This window comes from Streptomyces sp. NPDC012827 (assembly GCF_042900905.1).
In the GTDB taxonomy this organism is placed as follows: domain Bacteria; phylum Actinomycetota; class Actinomycetes; order Streptomycetales; family Streptomycetaceae; genus Streptomyces; species Streptomyces gulbargensis.
In genome coordinates this window covers 47,501-65,793 of the sequence record NZ_JBIBBY010000005.1, presented here as the reverse complement: position 1 = coordinate 65,793, position 18,293 = coordinate 47,501, and the positions used below count along the sequence as shown (strand labels likewise).

The following is an 18,293-nucleotide window of genomic DNA, read 5'->3' as shown; positions in this document are numbered from 1 at the left end:
GGACGGTCCGGGACCGATCCGGTTCCCCAGTAGTAGAGTAGGGATATGGCCGCCACGAAGAACGACACCGCGACGGGTCGCTACGACCTCCAGCCGTTCTGGCCCTCCCGCCAGCACCACGATTTCGACCGGGTGTGTTGCCGCGCGACGAACGCGCCGGCCCTCTGAAAGCCTTCGATCGGAAACGGTCCGATCCTTCGGCCTTCGGCCGCCGCGCATGACACGTACGACGTCTGACCGTCCGTCATTTCGCGCGAAAGAGCTGAGAATCCCATGGTCCCCACCCAGACCGCACCCGCCCCCGCCTCCGTGCCCGTCGCCTCCTCCCCGACCGCCGCTCCCCTGCCCGGTTCCCCGCTGTCCGCCGGGCTCCGGCCGGGCCGGCACCGGCTGCGGGCCGTCGACCCCGACGAGGCCGCCGGGTTCGCCCGGGTCGCCGACTTCCTGCCGCCGGGCGCCCAGTTGCTGCCCGCGCCGCCGCACGCGCTGCCGGTCCTGCCGGGCCGCCCGCCGATGGTCGGCTACCTCGTCCTCGTCCCGGCCGACGAACAGGCTCCGCTGAAGGCGGAGTTCCCGTCCGCGCAGGCGTACGGGGCCCGTCCGCAGCCCGGGCCGGTGCCGGCCGCGCCCCCGGCGGCGGAGGCGGCGGGCCCCGTCGTCATCGACGGCGAGCGGCGGATCGCCCTCGTGGACGGGCGGGCGCTCGACCTCACGTACCTGGAGTTCGAGCTGCTCGCCCACCTGGTGGCGCACCCCCACCGCGTGCACAGCCGGGACCGGCTGGTCACCACGGTGTGGGGGTACGGACACGTCGGCGACGGCCGTACGGTCGACGTCCACGTGGCGCGGCTGCGCCGCAAGCTGGGCGCCGAGCACCGCCGTACGATCCAGACCGTACGGCGGGTCGGCTACAAGTACGTGCCCTGATCAGGCCGTTCGCCGGGCCCGGTACCGGGACCTCAGCCTCGCCTTCAGGGCGAGGCCGAGGTCGACGGCGAGGAACAGCAGCAGGCTGACGCCGAGCAGCGGGACGAACCAGGCCACCAGGGCGGTGGCCGCCGCGCAGGGCAGCAGCAGGGTGACGGGGATCCGCCGCCAGGTGCCGCGCGCGACCGGGCGGCCCGGGCGGCGCAGCCACCACATGCGGTAGCCCCACAGGATGAGCAGGATCAGGGCCAGCGCGAGGGCGGCCAGGGCCAGTTGGTTGAAGAGGCCGAGGAAGACGCCGGTGTGGGCGTCGATGCCGATCCGGGTCAGCTGGGCGAGGACGGGGTACTCCGCGAAGCGGAGGCGGTCGACGACCCTGCCGTCGGCCGGGTCCAGGGCCACCGCGTCCAGCTCGACCGGGAACTGCGTGTCGGTCTCCTTGACGACGTAGCCCTTGCCGTCCGCCGGCGGGGCGACCGATATCGAGGGACTGTCGATGCCGGCGGCGCGGGCCGCGGCGACCGCCCGGTCGATGCCGATGTCCGTGGCCGGGGCCTGGTCTTCCGAGCCCGTGCCGTGGCCTTCGTGTCCCTCGTGGCCCTCGTGCCCCGTGGGACCGCCGGCGCTCCGGGCGGGCGCGAGTTCCGCCGCGAGGGTGGGGGTGGCGCCGCCGAGCCGGTCCTGGACGGAGCCGATGTTCTCCCCCGCGTACCGCGACCAGGTCAGTCCGGTGGCGGAGAGCAGGAGCAGGCCGAGGGCGGCCCACAGGCCGACCGAGCCGTGCCAGGAGAGGGTGCGGCGACGGGACTTCGGACCCCGCTCGGGCAGGACCAGGGCGCGGCGCTTCGCGCGGCGCCGGCCGAACCAGAGGAACAGTCCGCCGAGGACGACCACCCACAGCCAGCTCGCGGCGAGCTCGCTGTAGTTCCGGCCGAGGTCCCCGAGGTGCAGATCGCGGTGCAGTCCGTCGATCCAGGTCCTCAGCGGGAGCGCGCCGGAGCTGCCGTAGCTGGGGAGCTGTCCGCGGATGTCACCGGTGTACGGGTCCACGAAGACGGCGAGCGAGGTCCCCTCGGGGACGTCGGGGTCGGCCATCAGGACGCGGGTGGTCGCGCCGGGTTCGGCGCCGGGGCGGACGGCGGTGACGGTGCCGTTCGGGTTGACCTTGCGGGCGAGGTGCGCCTGCTGTTCGAGCGGCAGGGTGGTGGCGCCGACGGGGACCTTCAACTCGTGGGCGTACACCACCTTCTCGGCCTGGAACGAGAGGGCGTAGAGGAGGCCGCTGACGGCGGCGACGAGGAGGAAGGGGGCGATGAGGACGCCGGCGTAGAAGTGGACACGGAGGACGAGGGGGCGCAGGGCGGCCCAGGTTCCCGGCCGGTTCCCGGGCCCGGCGGCGGGGGTGTCGGGCCCGTCGGCCGGGTGCGGGTCCGCCGGAGGTGGCGTGCCGGGGGTTTCCGGGCGCGCGAGGTCGTCGAGGGTCATGAACGGTCCTTGGAGACAGGCGCGCGTCGGTGTACGACGCGTGCGGTGGTCCGACGCCGGCGTGATCGCCGGCAGGGGTGGGCGACCCCCGGTCAGACGTGTGCTGTGCGTGCTCCGAGGGCCGTGGCGCGGGGTGCCGGCGGCCGGGGCGGGCCGCGCCGCGAGAGGGCGTGGGCGAGGAGGACGGAGTGCGGCTGGTGCGCGTCGCGCCGGGTCCGGCGCACCGGCCCGCGCGGGGCGTCCGGCACCGGGACGAGGGCGAGCGGCAGGCGCAGCGGGGTGAAGGCGTACGCGAGGGCGGCGCGGGCGAGGGTGAAGAGGGCGGCCTCGCCCCGGGCGAGCCAGAGGCCGCAGAGGAGCGCGGCGAGGAGGTGGGCGGCGAGCATGCCGGCGCCCGGGCCGGGCGCGGCGCCGGGGACGGTGTGCGCCAGGTCCATGGTGGTGTGCGCGCCGTGGCCGTGGCCGGGCGCGTGACCGCCGTGGGCGGTGGGAGTGGCGGCCTGGGCCGGCGCGTGGCCGCCCACGGCCGAGAAGGTCAGGTGCAGCGCGCCCTGGAGGACGAGCAGCGCGCCGGCGATGGTCACCGGCCCCCGGCGGCGGCCCGCCGCGGCCCAGGCGGCGCCCGTGGTCACCGCGAAGGCGGCGAGCAGGGCGAGCGGCGGCAGGGGGTGGGCAGACATGGACGAATGCCCCACGGCGGACAGTGCCACGCACACCACCGCGAAGAGTGCGGCTCGCAGGGCGCGCAGCGGCGACCGGGCATCCGTCATCGCCCGCCATGGTGTCACCCGGCCGCCGGCCCCTGAAGACCGCCTCCCCGGGAAATCCCTCCCCGACGGGCCGCCCCCGGGGAACGGCGACCACCACCGGCCGGTCCCGCTGACCTGCCCGAACCCGCTCCGTCCACTACGGTCGGCGGAGACGCGTCCGAACGCACCGCCCCGAGGAGCCGACGCCATGCCCGCCCTTCCCGCCGTCTCCGTGGCCAATCTCCGCGATCTCGGCGGCCTGCCGCTCGGCCCGGGCCGCAGCGTCCGCCCCGGGCTCGCCCTCCGCTCGGCGCAGCTCGACCGGCTGGACGCGGCCGAGCCGGTGGTGGCCGCGCTCGGCATCCGTACCGTCGTGGACTTCCGGACGGACGCGGAGCGCGCCGAGCGGCCCGACCGGCTGCCGGAGGGGGCGCGGCTGCTCGTCGCGGACGTGCTGGCGGACCGGCTGGCCACCAGTGGCCTGCCGCCCGCCGCGCGGCTCAAGGAGCTGCTCGCCGATCCCGCCCTCGCGGAGGAGCACCTCGGCGGGGGCCGGGCCCGCGAGGCCTTCGCGCGCACCTACCGGACCTTCGTGTCGGGGGCGTCGGCGCGTGCCTCGTACCGCGCGCTGCTGGGTGAGCTGGGCCGGCCCGGCGCCGGGCCGCTGCTGTTCCACTGCACGGCGGGCAAGGACCGTACGGGGTGGGCGGCGGTGGTGCTGCTGTCGCTCCTCGGCGCGGACGAGGAGACCGTCCGGGGCGAGTACCTGGCGGTGAACACGGCGGTGCGGCAGGCGTTCGCGCCGATGATCGAGGGGTTCATCGCCCAGGGCGGCGATCCGGAGCTGGCCCTGGAGCTGATCGGGGTGCTGCCGGAGTACCTGGACGCGGCCCTGGACGAGGTGGCGGTGCGGCACGGCTCGATGGAGGCGTACGTACGGGACGGGCTCGGCGTGCCGGACGAGGTGACGGAGCTGATCCGGGAGCGGCTCACGGTCCACGCCGCCTGAGGGACGGCCGGGCGGCGGCCCGGGGCTCCGCGGTGGCGGGCGCCCAAGGTGACCATCGCAAGAATCGCTCGTTCTGCTGAAGGTGAGCATCCAGGATGTCGCCCCCTCGTCCATCGGCCCCGTCGACGTGGAGCAGGCCGAGGCCGCGCTCGTGGAGCGCTATCCGCGTCTCGTCCGCATCGCCTATCTGGTCCTGCCGCCGACGCTCGGGCGCAACCGCCGGGTGGTGACGGCGCACGCGCTCGTCCAGCGCGCGCTGCCGCGCCGGCGGGTGCCGGGTGGGGCGGTGCCCGGCCCCCGGCGCCCGGAGGACGCGGTCGATCCCGGGTACGCGTACGTACGGGGGGAGGTGCTGCGGCAGGCGCTGGTGGCCGGACTGCCGCTGCGGCGGCGGGCCCTGCCGCGCCGGGCGCAGTTCCCGCCGCTGCTGCCGCAGGTGTGGGGGCTCCGTCTCTTCCCCCGGGTGGGCGGCGCGGACGAACTCGCCCTGGACCAGCTGCTGTCGGCGGTGTCCGGGCCGGGGCGGGCCGCGTACGTGCTGCGCGGTCTGGAGCGGCAGGGGGACGCGGAGGTGCTGCGGGTGCTGGCGGCGGCGGGCGTGGCGGACCCGGCGGCGGCGCTCGCGGAGGCGGACGGGGTGGACGCCGCGGTGGCCGGGGAGGCGCAGGCCACGGGCGCGGCGGACCGGGCCGGCGGGGCGGCGCTCCTGGAGTCCCCCGAGTTCGACCCGTGTTCGCTCCAGGCCCGGCCGACGGACCTGATGCGGCGGCGCCAGCACGGCCGGGCGGCGCTGGTCGCGGCGGCGGCGCTGGTGGTGTGCGGGACGCTGCTGGGGCCGCCCGGTGACGGCTGGGGCAGGAACGGGGCCGCCGCGCCCTCGTACGCCCGCAACCCGGCGGCGGAGGCGGCACTCGATCCGGGCCAGGTGAAGCGGGTCCCGGCGGTGCTCTGGCGGGACTCCACGCGGCGGGACTTCTCGGTGTGGCCCGCGCGGGGCCCGCTGGCCGGGGACCGGGCGCTGCTGCGGCGCGCCCTCGCCGTGTGGGCGCGGCCGAGCGGCGCGGTCCGTTCCGCGGCGACGCCGGGCACTCCGGTGGGGCCGCCGATGGGGCCTCCGCAGCTGCTGTTCGCGGGGGTGCTGGACGGGGTCCGGGTGGTGCTGTTCCACGACGGGCTGCGGGTGGTGCGGTACGCGGAGCCGGTGGAGGGGACGGCGGGCGCGGCGCTGGACTTCGCGCGGACGGACGCGGCGGACGCGGTCGGCGCGGCGGCGCTGGTCGTCTCGCGCACGGCGGACGACGTCCGCTATCTGACGGCGCCGTGGGTACGGGAGACGGCGGTACGGGATCTGCTGATGCCGGCGAAGGAGCCGTGGCCGCTCGCGCGGGACGCGTCCGGGGTGACCGAGCCGATGCCGAGTCCGGCACGGGCACAGGGGTGCGTCCGCTGGAACACCCTTCAGGTGGGGGACGGTTCGGGGCGGCGGATCCTCACGGACCTGGGTGAGGTGGCACCGGCCCGGCTCCTGTGGGGTCCGCCGGCCGCGCCCGTGGACGCGACGGGTGCGGAGGCGCGGCGGGAGTGGGCGCGGACGGCCTGCGCCCTGGCGGCGGTCCGGGGCCACGGGGTGCGGTCGGTGCAGGCCTGGCGGTTCGCCCGGCAGCCGCTGCCGGAGGGAGCGGGGCGGGCGTCCTGGGTGTGCACCCGGGCGGAGACGTGGCGGGGTACGGGCACCCGGGTCCTGGCCCAGTTCGCGCCTCCGCTGCCGGCCGGGGCGAAACCGTCCGGGGCGCCGGCCGTGACGGTGGCCCGCTCCGACGGCTCCCCGGCCTGCGGCGTGCGGGACCCGCGCGTGCTGGCCGGCGTCCTGTGGCGCGCCCCGAGCGGGACCTGGCACGTGCTGGCGGCGGGTACGGAGGACATCGCGTCGCTGGACCTGTCGGGCGGGGTCCGGGGGCACGCGGAGGGGCACCTCCTCGCCGTACGGGCGGAGCAGGGGAGCCGGGCGGAGGTGACGGGGACGCTGGAGGACGGGACGCGGGTGACGGCGCTGCGGTGAGCGGCGGGGCCGGGGGGCAGAAAGGGCGCGCACGCCCCTTGGCCGCCCGTCTACCCCTCAGTACATTGACGCCATGTCTAATACGCAGCCCGCACCGGTGGCGTCGGAACACGTCGGACTCAAGGCCCGCAAGGTCGCCTTCGACTGGCGGGAGACCCCGCTGCACTGGGTTCCCGGCGACCCCTTCACCACCCACACCATCAACGTGCTGCACCTGCTGCTCCCGGCCGGGGAGCGGTGGTTCATGCACGTGTACAAGCAGGCGCTGCCGTACATCACCGACGACCGGCTCCGCGAGGACGTCATCGGCTTCATCGGGCAGGAGGCGGTGCACTCCCAGGCCCACGACGACGTCCTCCCGCACCTGCGGAAGCTGGGCCTCGACCCCACCCCGTACACCGCGCAGGTGGACTGGTTCTTCGAGAAGCTCCTCGGCGACCGCACGCTGCCGCCCGGCCGGCCGCGCCGCTGGTGGCTGAAGGAGCGGGTCGCCCTCATCGCCGCCATCGAGCACTACACGGCCTTCCTCGGCGACTGGGTCCTCAACGCCGACGAACTGGACCGGCGCGGCGCCGACCCGGTGATGCTGGACCTGCTGCGCTGGCACGGCGCGGAGGAGGTCGAGCACCGCGCGGTCGCCTTCGAACTCTTCCTGCACCTGGACGGCGGTTACCGGCGCCGCGCCCGCACCTGGGCGCTGGCCTTCTCCGCGCTCGTCTTCCTCTGGCAGCGCGGCGTCCGCTTCTTCCTGGAGAACGACCCGAGCCTGCTCGACCCGAAGGCCTCCTTCGCGGACTTCGTCCGCCGGGGCCGCGAGGGCGTGCTGCCCTCCACCCCGGCCATGCTGCGCTCGATCCCCCGGTACCTCAGCCGCTCCTACCACCCGTCCCAGGAGGGCGACACCGCGCAGGCCCTGGCCTACCTCGCCTCCTCCCCCGGCGCCAACGGAGGCCGCTGATGCCCCGGTTCACCACCGTCGCCCTGGCCGCCGGGGCCGCGCTGCTGGTCCGCCGCGCGGTGCGCCGCCGGATGGGCACCGCCCCGCTGTGGCCGATGCCGGCCCTGGACGAGCCGGTGTCCGGGTACGGGCGCGGTGCCACCGTCCCCCGGCGCGTCCTGGTCACCGGCCGTGCCACGCCCGCCGAGGGGGTCGTGGAGCTCCGCCTCGAAGGCGAGCGGCTGCCCTCCTGGCAGCCGGGCGCCCATGTCGACCTGGTGCTGCCCTCCGGGCTCGTCCGGCAGTACTCGCTCTGCGGCGACCCGGCCGACAGCGGCGCGTACACGATCGCGACCCGGCTCGTCGCGGAGGAACAGGGCGGCCGGGGCGGCTCGCGCGAGGTGCACGAGCAGCTGCACCCGGGCGCGGAGGTCGAGATCCGGGGGCCCCGCGACCGCTTCCCGCTCGCCGCCGCCCCCTCGTACGTCTTCGTCGCCGGCGGCATCGGCATCACCCCGCTCCTGCCGATGGTGCGCGCCGCCGAGGCGGCGGGGGCGGACTGGCGGCTGGTGTACGGCGGCCGGAGCCGGGCCACCATGCCGTACCTGGCGGAGCTCGAACGGCTCGGCGGCGACCGGGTGACGGTGGCGGCCGAGGACGAGTCGGGCCGGCCCGATCTCGCGTTCCTCGCCCAGCTGCCGCCCGAGACGGCCGTGTACTGCTGCGGGCCCGACGGGCTGATGGCGGCCGTGGCGGCGGCGATGCCGGAGGGCCGGGAGCCGCGCCTGGAGCGCTTCACGGCCTCCGCGCCGGCCGGCGGCAGCGCCTTCGAGGTCGAACTGCGGCGCTCCGGGCGGACGGTGACCGTGCCGGCGGACCGGTCGGTCCTGGCGGCGGTGCGGGAGGAGCTGCCGGACGTGGCGTACTCCTGCCGGCAGGGCTTCTGCGGCAGCTGCCGGCAGCGGGTCCTGGCGGGCGAGGTCGACCACCGGGACGAGCTGCTCACCGACGCGGAGCGGAAGGACTCGATGCTGATCTGCGTGTCCCGGTCGGCGGGCGGGCGACTCGTGCTCGACCTGTAGCCCCGCTGCCCTACGGGAGTATCAGCCAGTCGAAGGCGAGCGCGGCGAGGAGGCCGCCGACCAGGAGCCAGGTGCCCAGACGCGTACGCCCGTTGCGGGAGAGCTCGATCACCACACCGCAGAGGATCATCGCCAGGCCGTACACGCCGACGACCAGCACGGAGGTGCGGCTCGCCAGCCGGACGGCCAGGACGACGGCCATCGCGACCAGCAGGACCGAGGCGGCGGCGACGCGCAGCCGCCGGGCCTGCTTCGGGGTGAGCCCGCCGCCCGCGCCGGCCGCGTCCGCGCCCCGCTCCGGGTCCTGAACCTCGTCCCGCTCCGGTTCCCGGTCCTGGTCCTCGCCCCGGCTCCGGCTCCGGTCGTCGTCCTCCGGGGCCTCGGCTGCCGGGGTGTCCTGCTCGGAAGCGCTCATGGACCAGGAGCGTAACGGACCCCGTTAGGCTGTTCGCATGACGACCGGGGTACGCCGCAGGATGGGCGTCGAGGAGCGCAAGCAGCAGCTGATCGGGGTGGCCCTCGAACTCTTCAGCCACCGCTCCCCCGACGAGGTGTCCATCGACGAGATCGCGGCGGCCGCCGGCATCTCGCGCCCCCTGGTGTACCACTACTTCCCCGGCAAGCAGAGCCTGTACGAGGCGGCGCTGCGGCGCGCGGCCGACGAGCTCGCCGCCCGCTTCCTGGAGCCCCCGCAGGGCCCGCTGGGGGCGCGGCTGCTGCGGGTGATGGGCCGGTTCTTCGACTTCGTGGACGACCACGGGCCGGGGTTCGCGGCGCTGATGCGCGGCGGCCCGGCCGTGGGCTCGTCCACGACGAACGCGATGATCGACGAGGTGCGGCAGGCCGCCTACGAGCAGATCCTCGCGCACCTGGAGGTCGGCGACCCCTCGCCCCGGCTCGAACTGGTCGTCCGCTCCTGGGTGTCGCTCGCCGAGTCGACGGCCCTGCTGTGGCTGGACGGCCGCCGGGTGCCGCGCGAGGAGCTGGAGCTCCAGCTCGTGCACGACTTCGCGGCGCTGGCCGCGGTGAGCGCCGCGTACGACGCGGAGGTGGCGGACCTCCTGATCGGCATCCTCGCCGGGGAGCCGGCCGACGGGCCCTTCGCGGACCTGGTGACGCGGCTCTCCGCGCTGCTGCCCCGGGTGCCGGATCAGCGCTTGCGATAGGACGGTTCGAGGTCGCGGACCTCGACCGAGAGCCGTACCCCGTCGGTCGTCTTCACGTGGCGGGGCAGCAGGTCGAGCACGGCCTCCGAGAGCCGTGCCTTGACCTCGTCCGTGCGGCCGGCCAGCAGGGCGATCTCGACGTGGACGACGGCGTCCTCGGTGGAGCCGTCCCCGACGACCGCCTCCTCCACCTCGCGGAAGCGGGTCTTGCAGGCCTCGGGCTTCGTGTCGACGGTCTCCACGACGAGCGGGTGCAGGGCGAGCGCGAAGCCGCGCCGGTCGAGGGGCGCGGAGTAGTCGACGGTGATCTGCGGCATGGGTCACTCCCGGGTGAGGTCGGTGTCGGGCCACACCCTGACGGGGATCGCCCCGACCGCACAAGTGACCTTCCGACGGACGGACACCCGCGGGGGCCCGGGGCGCCCGCCCGGCGCTCCGCCGCCCCGGCACCGGAGGGTTCCGGTGCCGGGGCGGCGGTCTCGGGCGGGGTGCCGGTCAGCCCGTGGCCTTGAAGACCGCGACCGTCCGGGCCGGGACCGTGAAGGTGCCGGAACCGGCCGCGTACGAGGCGGACCTGACCACCGGGTCGGAGCCGTTCGCCTGGACCGGGTGGAGCGCGTACGCCTTCCCGGCGAGGCCGGGGACCGTCTGCGCATGGGCCCGCGGGGCGGCGTTGAGGACGACCACGAGGTCACCGAGGCGCATGGTGATCACGCCCGGGGTCTCGGCGGGCCCGGAGAGCGGGAAGGACAGGGACTCCTGCACCTGGTCCGCCGTGGCCAGGGAGAACGCCGGCTCGCCGGTACGGATCTTCTGGAGGTCCCGGTAGGCGGCGGAGGCGCCGTCGATCTCGGCGCAGCCGACCGTCAGGGACGGGTGGGTGAGCAGCGGCTTGCCGTAGGGCCACTTGGCCTTGTTGTCGGCGGCCGGCGGGAGGCCGCGGCCGAAGCCGTTGCCGTCCCGGCAGTCCCAGTGGACGGCGTTGAACCAGTCGCCGCTGTCGTAGGAGTTGCGGTCGAGGGACTTGGAGCGCAGCAGGTCCGAACCGGCCTGGGAGAGCGCCGGGCCCTGCGAGAGAGTGGCCGTCGCCATGGCGAGGACCTGGGCGCGGGCCCGCTCCGCCGGGGAGGTGTCCGCCGGGAGCTTGAAGGCGAGCGCGTCGTACAGGGTCTCGTTGTCGTGCGCGTCGGCGTAGGCGAGGGCCTCCCCGGGGGCGGCGGCGTAGCCGGCCGGGGCGCCGTTGTAGTCGACCTCGGAGCCCTTGACCGTACGCCCGGAGGTGTCGGTGAAGGTGTAGGAGGCGAGGTTGCCGGCCAGGCCGACCTTGATGAGGTCCTGGTAGTGCAGGAGGCGGGCCTTCTGCTGCTCCGGGGAGCCGTTGGCCGCCGAGGGGTTGGGGTCGGTGAAGAGGCCGGAGGCGAAGCCCTGGACGCCGGGGTCCTCGTCGAAGGGGCCGCCGCCGCGGACGGCGTCGCGGGCCCGGTCGGAGAAGGTGGCGATGCCGGTGCCGGCCATGTTCTTCTGGGTGGCCTGGACGAAGCGGGCGTCGTCGGCGATCTCGCCGAAGTTCCAGCCCTCGCCGTAGAGGATGATCGCCTTGCCGTCGACGCCGTCCTTCTCGACGGTGAGCGCGTCGAGCGCCTTGCGGACGGCGAGGATGTTCTCCTTCGGGTGGTGACCCATGAGGTCGAAGCGGAAGCCGTCGACCTTGTACTGCCTGGCCCAGGTGACGACCGAGTCGACGACGAGCTTGCCCATCATCGCGTTCTCGGGCGCGGTGTTGGCGCAGCAGGTGGAGGTGGCGACGGTGCCGTCGGCCTGGAGGCGCTGGTAGTAACCGGGCACGATCCGGTCGAGGACGGACTTGTCCGACTGCCCGGCGGCGACGGTGTGGTTGTAGACGACGTCCATGACGGTGCGCAGGCCCTGGCCGTTGAGGGCCTGGACCATCCGCCGGAACTCGACCGTGCGGCGGGTGCCGTTCGGGTCGGTGGCGTAGGAGCCCTCGGGGACCGTGTAGTGCAGCGGGTCGTAGCCCCAGTTGTAGGCGTCCTTGGCCGCGGCGGCGGCCACGCAGGCCTGCTGCTCCTCGGAGTCGGGGGCGTAGACCTTCAGGTCGCAGGCGGGGGCGGTCTGCGCGGACTTCTTCTCGGGGACGGTGCCGATGTCGAAGACCGGCAGCAGGTGGACGTGGGAGGTGCCGGAGTCGGCGAGCGCCTTGAGGTGCTTCGAGCCCTTGCTGTCCTTGTCGGTGAAGGCCAGGTAGGTGCCGCGGTGCGCCGGGTTCGCCGTACGGTCCGCGATCGAGAAGTCGCGGACGTGCAGCTCCTGGATCTGGGCGTCGCGCAGCGGCACGGGGGCCGGCTTGCGCAGGTCCTTCCAGCCCTGGGGGGCCAGCGCCGGGGAGGTGAGGTCGACGGCGAGGCTGTGGGTGGAGTCGGTGGTGAGGGCGGTGGAGTAGGGGTCGGTGACCTTGTTGAGGACGACCTTCCCGACGGTGGGCGCCCAGACCTTCACCGCGTACCGGTACGGCTTGCCGGACCAGGACTTCGGGCCGGTGACGGACCAGACGCCGGCGGCCTCGTCGCGCCGCATGGGCACGGTCCTGCCGTCGAGTTCGAGGGCGACGGACTGGGCGGTGGGGGCCCAGACGGAGAGGGTGACGCGGCCGTCGCGGAAGACGGGGCCGAGGGCGGTCCTCGTCGCCTTCGGCGCGTACAGGTCGTCGAGGACGCCCGCGGTCTGCACGCCGGTGGCGGCGAGCAGGGCGCCGTTGGCGGCCCGCTGGGTGGCGACGAGCTGGCCGCGCAGGGAGGAGCGGACCCGGTCCCTGTCCCGCGGGTCGACGGTGAAGGCCGGGTACTCCTTGAGGTGCGGGAACTTCGCCTTCTGGGCGTCGCTGAGAGCGGAGGGGGTGAGCCGGAGCCACTGGCCCTCGGTGCTCAGGGCCCCGTCGGTGACGGTGATCCCGCCGTCCTTCGCGTACACGAGCTGCTGGCTGGTGGCGTCGGTGGCCTTGACCTTCCACACGACGGTGTCCCGGTCGATCCACTGGGCCTCGGCCTTGGTGAGGTCGAGGTTCGGGGTGCCGCCGGCCATCGGCAGGAGGTACTGCTGCTGTCCGCCGAGCAGCCAGACCTCGTGGCCGTGGGTGGCGAGGTCGAGGGACTGGTCGGTGGGGAGGTCCTTCTCGTCGCCCTTGTGGAGGATGTACGAGAGGGAGCGCGCGCCCTCGGCGAGCGGGACCTCGAAGACGGCGCCGTAGGTGTCGACACGGGTGGGCATGAGGGGCTTGGACCAGTCGGTGGGCCGGGCGGCGCCGGTCCAGGTGTGGAGGCCCCAGCCGTCGTAGTTCCCGTCGGGCCGCTGGTAGTGGAGGACGGCCTTGGTCCTGTCCTGGGGCGCCGGGGCGGGGGCGGTGTCGGACTGGCCGTCGCGGCCCTGCGTGATCCAGACCTCGCCGGTGCGGCCGAGGGTGATGCTGCGCTGCGGGCCGTCGGCGGTGCCGTCCTTCTCGACGGTGTACGGGATCGAGGAGGCGCCCTCGGGGACCTTCACCCAGGCGAAGGCGCCGTGGGCGTCCCGTCCGGTGAAGGCGGCTTCCTGGCCGGCCGCCTTCAGCTTCCAGCCGTCGTAGTCGCCGTCCGGCCGCTGGTAGTGGACGACGGCGTAGGGCCGCTCGACGGCCACGGGCTTCTCGGGGGCGGGGGGCGCGCCGGCCGTGGTGGCGGCGGTGGCGCTCGCGGTGCGTCCGGCGGCGTCGACGGCGACGGCCTTGTAGCGGAGCGGGGTGCCGGCGGGCGCGGTGACGTGGTGGGTGACCTTGTAGGGGGCGTGGTCGGCGGTGCCGAGCGTCTGCCAGCGGCCGTCTCCGGTCTGCGCGGCGAAGACGACCCGGTTGAGGCCGCCGCCGTCGACGTCGGCGGTGACCTCGACGGTGCCGGTGGCGCCGGCGGCCGGGGCCTTGAGGGCGACCGACGGGCCGGTGGCCGGGGCCGGGAGCGGGGCGTCGGCCCGCAGGACCAGGGAGGAGAGGGCGGGGACGGTGACGGTGACCGCCCCGTCCTTCGTGGTGACGGCGCCCCGGCCGCCGTACAGGGTGGTGAAGGCGGTGGCGTCGACGGGGACGGTGACGGTCCTGGGCGCGGTGGAGCTGTTGGCGGCGACCAGGTACTCGGTGCGGTCCCCGGCGTCGGTGCGGGTGAAGGCGTACACGGAGCCCTCGGCGTACCGCTCCCGCTGGATGCCGTCGCGCAGGGCGGGGTGCGCCTTGGTGAGCTTCGACAGGGCGGCGATGGACCGGTAGAGGGGGTGTCCGGTGTCGTACGCGTCGGTGGCGTGCGTGCGGTCGGTGCCGAGCTGGTCGTCGTCGAGGTAGTCGGCGGTCTTCGAGGCGAAGAGGGTCTGGCGGGCGTCCTTGTCACCGCCGGGTCCGGTGAAGCCCTGCTCGTCGCCGTAGTAGATCACCGGGTTGCCGCGCGAGAAGAACATCAGCTCGTTGGCGAGGGTGGCCCTGCGGACGAGTTCGGCGTCGGAGGCGTTCGGGTTGTCCTGTTCGAGGAAGCCTCCGAAGCGGCCCATGTCGTGGTTGCCGAGGAAGGTGACCTGCTCGTAGGCGTTGGCCTTGTCGGTGGTGTAGCGGTAGTCCTGGGCGAAGACCCGGGCGAGCCGGTCGGCGCCGGCGCCCTGGGAGGCGAAGGCGCGGGCGGCGTCCTGGAAGGGGAAGTCCAGGGTGGAGTCGAGCCGGCCGCGGGTGACGTAGGGGGCGGTGACGGCGGGGTCGGCGGAGTAGACCTCGCCGAACATGAAGAAGTCCTCGCGGCCCCGCTTCTTCGCGTAGGCGTCGAGCGCGGTGGCCCACTGGGTCCAGAAGTCCAGGTCCACGTGTTTGACGGTGTCGATGCGGAAACCGTCGATCTTGAAGTCGTGGACCCACTTCTCGTAGATCCGCTTCATGCCCTCGACGACCTCGGGGCGCTCGGTCCACAGGTCGTCCAGGCCGACGAAGTCGCCGTACTCGGCGGATTCGCCGGCCCAGGTGGAGTCGCCCCGGTTGTGGTACATCGCGGGGTCGTTGAGCCAGGCCGGGACCTTGGTGTTCGCCTTCTCGACCGGGGTGTAGGGGAAGGAGTCGGCGTCGACCCGGCCGACGGCCGTGCGGTCGTCGAAGGGGCGGCCGTCCTCGTCGAGGTACGGGTAGGCGCCCTTGGGCCGGTAGCCGTACTTCTTCTCGGCGTAGTCGACGGTGTCGGCGGTGTGGTTGGTGATGACGTCGAAGAAGACCTTCATGCCCTTGGCGTGGGCGGCCTCGATCAGCCTCTCCAGGTCCTCGTTGGTGCCGAAGTGCGGGTCGACCTGGGTGAAGTCGGTGATCCAGTAGCCGTGGTAGCCGGCCGAGGCGTCCTTGCCGGTGCCCTGCACGGGCCGGTTCTTGAAGATCGGCGCCATCCAGATGGCGGTGGTGCCCAGGCCCTTGATGTAGTCGAGGCGCCGGGTGAGGCCCTTGAGGTCGCCGCCCTGGTAGAAGCCCTTGTCGGACGGGTCGAAGCCGGTCTCCAGGCGTCCGCCGGTCAGTCCGCCGCGGTCGTTGGCGGTGGAGCCGTTGGCGAAGCGGTCGGGCAGGACGAAGTAGAACTGCTCGCGGGTGAGGTCCTGGCGGGCGGGCTGCGCCGCGAGGGCCCGGTCGGAGGGCGGGGCGGGCGGGCGGGGGGCCGCGCCGGCCGGGAGGGCGGGCACGAGGGCCGCGCACAGGGCGGCGGCCAGGGCGACCGCCGTTCTCTTGCGTATCACGGGGAAGCTCCCTGGAGGTACGGGAAGAGGGGGGCCGCCCCGGCGGGGCGGCCCCTGGGGTGGACGGCTCAGTTGCGGAAGGTGTCGTTCAGGACGACCTGGCCGGAGGCGGGGACGGTCGCGGTGCGGTTGGCACCGGACTCCCAGGTCACGTTCCCGGCCGCGTCCTTGCGGACGTACTTGTACTCGAAGACCGTGCCGGCGGGCAGGTTCACGGCGAGCTTCCACACGGGGTACGCGGCCGGGTCGAGCTTCGGGGCGGCGGCCGGGTTCCAGTTGCCGAGCTCGGCACGGTTGCCGGTGACGTGGATGTTCTGGCCGGGCACCGTGGTGGCGGTGACGTTGAAGGAGGCTCCGGCGGTGGCCGGGGGCGGGGTGGTGCCGCTGCCGCAGCCGGTGGCGCCGGTGTGCAGGGCGAGCGCGGTGTGGGCGCCGAGGGTGGCGGTGAACTGGCCGGCGGCGTTCACCGTGACGGGGTTGCCGGACTGGACGTCGCAGTAGGTGCCGGCGGGCAGCGAGGTCTGGAAGGTGCGGCCGAGGGCCGAGGACTCGCGGTTGATCACCACGTACGCCTTGGAGCCGCGGCCGAACGCGATCGCGTTGTTGCCGTTGTCCCACCAGTCGATGACGCCCTGGCCGCGGGCGGTGTTGCGGAAGCCGACCATGGAGGCGATCTCGCGCCAGGCGTGCTGGCACTTCCAGCCGTTGCTGTAGCAGGCGTCGACCCGGTTGCCGTTCGGGGCGCCGGCGTCCTTGTCGGTCCACTCGTAGCCGGAGTGGACGTCCGGGGAGCCGTACGGCCAGGCGAGCATGAAGACGGAGGCGAGGGTGTAGTTCGCGCCGTCCTTGTAGGTGAGGGTGTCGCCGCCGCGCTCGGTGTCGTGGTTGTCGACGAAGACGCCGGCCTGGCCGGAGGGCATGTAGCCCCAGGCCTCGCCGAAGTTCTTGAGGTGGGCGAGCTTCTCGTTCTGCAGGACCCGCTTGAGGTCGCGGGCGTAGCGGAACTCCTGGACGTCGCCGTTGCCGAGGTACTCGCTCGGCGAGACGGCCTCGCCCGCGCCGAAGATGGCCTCCTGCTTTCAGTAGACGGAAGGGTTCGTCAGCCGGGACTTGATGGCGGCGAGGTCGGCGGCCGGCATGTGCTTGGCGGCGTCGACGCGGAAGCCGTCGACGCCGAGCGTCAGGAGGTCGTTCATGTACGCGGCTATCCGGCCGCGCACCCAGTCCTCGCCGGTGTCGAGGTCGGGCAGGCCGACCAGCTCGCAGTTCTGGACGTTGGCCCGGTCCTGGTAGTTCGAGATGACCGTGCGGCAGTCGTCCATGTCGGCGCCGGAGTAGAGGCCCGGGTAGGCGTACTTGGAGAACGAGGTCCCGCCCGTTCCCGTGCCCGAGGCGTTCGCCATGTGGTTGATGACGGTGTCGGCGACCACCTTCACGCCGGCGGCGTGACAGGTGTCGACCATGCTCTTGAAGGCGGCGCGGTCGCCGAGCGGGCCGGCGATCTTGTAGCTGACGGGCTGGTACGCGGTCCACCACTGGGCGCCCTGGATGCGCTCCTGGGGCGGGGAGACCTGGACGTAGCCGTAGCCGGCGGGGCCCAGCTGGTCGGTGCACGCCTTGGCCACGGAGGCGAAGTTCCATTCGAACATCACGGCGGTGACGTCCTTGGGGCCGGGCGCGGCCGCCTGCGCGGCGGGCGGTGCCGTGACGGCCACAGCGGCTCCTGCCACAAGGGCGAGGGCAGCGGCCACGGTCTTCCTTGCCATGTTTCCTCCTGTACGACGTCCCTGTCGCAAGAGCGGATCCGCCGGAGCGGTTCGCAAGAAGTTGCCGCAAGAGACAGCAACTGTTTTCAGCCGTGACCGTAGGGGTGCACAGGCGTGCGGTCAATACATCGAACAACCGAACGCAAAAGGTTGCGCAAGGAGTTACGAACGGACGCCCCGTCAGGCGGCGGGCTGCGGCGGCTGCGCCGTGGACCCGCGCACCACCAGCTCCGGCTGGAACACGAACTCCGTGCGCTGCACCGGGTTGCCCTCGATCTCCTCCAGGAGCGCGCCGACGGCGGCCGTGGCCATCGCCTGCACCGGCTGGCGGACGGTGGAGAGCGGCGGGCTGGTGAAGGCGATGAGCGGCGAGTCGTCGAAGCCGACGACGGAGACGTCGCGGGGCACGTCGAGGCCGCGGGCCCGGACCGCCCGGATGACCCCGAGCGCCATCAGGTCGGAGCCGCAGACGATGCCCGTGCAGCCCTCGCGCAGCAGGATGTCGGCGGCGGCGTGGCCGCCCTCGACGCCGAACAGGGTGGGCCGGATGAACCGTTCGGCCTCGTTCCGTTCGATGCCGAGGAGTTCGTGGAGTTCGGCCGTGAAACCCTCGGCCTTGCGGCGCGAGGGCACGTACCGTGTGGGGCCGACGGCGAGCCCGATCCGCTCGTGGCCGAGTTCGACCAGGTGCCGTACGGCCATGCGGGCGGCGGCCCGGTCGTCGGGCGAGACGAAGTTGGCGTCGATGCGCTCGTTGTAGCCGTTGATGAGGACGAACGGCACGCCCCGCTCGGTCAGCCGCGCGTAGCGGGTGGGGTCGGCGGAGGCGTCGGCGTGGAGCCCGGAGAGGAAGACGATGCCGGCCACGCCGCGCTCGACGAGCTGGTCGACCAGCTCGTCCTCGGTGGCGCCGCCGGGCATCTGCGTGCAGAGCACGGGGGTGTAGCCGTGCCCGGCCAGGACCTGCTCGACGACCTGCGCGAAGGCCGGGAAGATCGGGTTGGTCAGCTCGGGCACGACGAGGCCGACGAGCCCGGCGCTGCGGCGTCTGAGCCGTACGGGACGCTCGTAGCCGAGCACGTCGAGCGCGGCGAGCACCTTGTGCCGGGTCGCGCCGGCCACGCCCGCCTTGCCGTTGAGGACGCGGCTGACGGTGGCCTCGCTGACGCCGGACTGGGCCGCGATGTCCGCGAGCCGCGGGGGGCCGGGGCCCGCGCCCCCCCGCGGGGGGGGGGGGAACCCCCCCCCCCCCCCGCGGGGTGGGCGCGGGCCCACCCCGGGGGCCCCGCCGGGGCGAGAAGGACCAACCCGCGGGAGAGGCGA

13 protein-coding genes and 1 pseudogene are annotated in these 18,293 nt (G+C 74.3%); 7 read left to right on the top strand and 7 right to left on the bottom strand.

Annotated elements, in window-relative coordinates; translation table 11 throughout:
- Positions 1-45 precede the first annotated feature (45 nt).
- Together ACFY60_RS12625 and ACFY60_RS12620 are read left to right on the top strand one after the other, a co-directional pair.
- Positions 46-168 (top strand): hypothetical protein, encoded by a 123-nt coding sequence (locus ACFY60_RS12625; protein WP_309049667.1) that lies wholly within the window; start codon positions 46-48, stop codon positions 166-168.
- Positions 169-273: 105 nt separating this feature from the next.
- Positions 274-927 (top strand): winged helix-turn-helix domain-containing protein, encoded by a 654-nt coding sequence (locus ACFY60_RS12620; RefSeq protein WP_388611142.1) that lies wholly within the window; start codon positions 274-276, stop codon positions 925-927.
- On the opposite strand, the gene ACFY60_RS12615 is transcribed toward ACFY60_RS12620, so the two are convergent.
- Complete coding sequence (locus tag ACFY60_RS12615) at positions 928-2,412, bottom strand: PepSY-associated TM helix domain-containing protein (RefSeq protein ID WP_388611140.1); 1,485 nt, start codon at positions 2,410-2,412, stop codon at positions 928-930. It lies immediately after the preceding gene.
- A gap of 92 nt (positions 2,413-2,504) precedes the next feature.
- A complete protein-coding gene (locus ACFY60_RS12610; protein WP_388611139.1) occupies positions 2,505-3,182 on the bottom strand; it encodes a hypothetical protein in 678 nt (225 codons plus the stop codon).
- Positions 3,183-3,369: 187 nt separating this feature from the next.
- Here ACFY60_RS12610 and ACFY60_RS12605 point away from each other — a divergent pair, with 187 nt between their 5' ends.
- The 4 genes from ACFY60_RS12605 (at position 3,370) to ACFY60_RS12590 (ending at position 8,248) form a co-directional block, all read left to right on the top strand.
- On the top strand, positions 3,370-4,170 hold the full coding sequence (locus ACFY60_RS12605; protein WP_388611137.1) for a tyrosine-protein phosphatase: 801 nt from the start codon (positions 3,370-3,372) through the stop codon (positions 4,168-4,170).
- 82 nt (positions 4,171-4,252) lie between these two features.
- Positions 4,253-6,229 carry a hypothetical protein gene (locus tag ACFY60_RS12600; RefSeq protein WP_388611136.1) on the top strand — a complete coding sequence of 659 codons (1,977 nt, stop codon included), beginning with the start codon at positions 4,253-4,255 and terminating at the stop codon, positions 6,227-6,229.
- A gap of 73 nt (positions 6,230-6,302) precedes the next feature.
- On the top strand, positions 6,303-7,187 hold the full coding sequence (locus tag ACFY60_RS12595) for a metal-dependent hydrolase (protein WP_388611135.1): 885 nt from the start codon (positions 6,303-6,305) through the stop codon (positions 7,185-7,187).
- Complete coding sequence (locus ACFY60_RS12590; protein WP_388611133.1) at positions 7,187-8,248, top strand: PDR/VanB family oxidoreductase; 1,062 nt, start codon at positions 7,187-7,189, stop codon at positions 8,246-8,248. Before ACFY60_RS12595 ends, ACFY60_RS12590 begins: the two co-directional genes overlap by 1 nt.
- A 10-nt stretch (positions 8,249-8,258) precedes the next feature.
- Here ACFY60_RS12590 and ACFY60_RS12585 read toward each other — a convergent pair whose 3' ends face one another.
- The gene (locus ACFY60_RS12585; RefSeq protein ID WP_388611132.1) at positions 8,259-8,663 is read right to left on the bottom strand and encodes a hypothetical protein; all 405 of its coding nucleotides are present in this window, start codon (positions 8,661-8,663) and stop codon (positions 8,259-8,261) included.
- A 37-nt stretch (positions 8,664-8,700) separates the two neighbouring features.
- Here ACFY60_RS12585 and ACFY60_RS12580 point away from each other — a divergent pair, with 37 nt between their 5' ends.
- Complete coding sequence (locus ACFY60_RS12580) at positions 8,701-9,414, top strand: TetR/AcrR family transcriptional regulator (RefSeq protein ID WP_388611130.1); 714 nt, start codon at positions 8,701-8,703, stop codon at positions 9,412-9,414.
- On the opposite strand, the gene ACFY60_RS12575 is transcribed toward ACFY60_RS12580, so the two are convergent.
- The 4 genes and pseudogenes from ACFY60_RS12575 to ACFY60_RS12560 all read right to left on the bottom strand — a co-directional run bounded on the left by ACFY60_RS12575 (position 9,399) and on the right by ACFY60_RS12560 (position 18,245).
- On the bottom strand, positions 9,399-9,731 hold the full coding sequence (locus tag ACFY60_RS12575) for a 5-carboxymethyl-2-hydroxymuconate Delta-isomerase (RefSeq protein ID WP_388611129.1): 333 nt from the start codon (positions 9,729-9,731) through the stop codon (positions 9,399-9,401). The genes ACFY60_RS12580 and ACFY60_RS12575 overlap by 16 nt on opposite strands.
- A gap of 178 nt (positions 9,732-9,909) precedes the next feature.
- The gene (gene pulA, locus ACFY60_RS12570; RefSeq protein ID WP_388611127.1) at positions 9,910-15,204 is read right to left on the bottom strand and encodes a pullulanase-type alpha-1,6-glucosidase; all 5,295 of its coding nucleotides are present in this window, start codon (positions 15,202-15,204) and stop codon (positions 9,910-9,912) included.
- Between the two features lie 68 nt (positions 15,205-15,272).
- Positions 15,273-16,970 (bottom strand): annotated as a pseudogene (locus ACFY60_RS12565) (carbohydrate-binding module family 20 domain-containing protein).
- Between the two features lie 180 nt (positions 16,971-17,150).
- Entirely contained in the window at positions 17,151-18,245 is a 1,095-nt protein-coding gene (locus ACFY60_RS12560) for a LacI family DNA-binding transcriptional regulator (RefSeq protein WP_389458148.1), read from the bottom strand.
- Positions 18,246-18,293 lie beyond the last annotated feature (48 nt).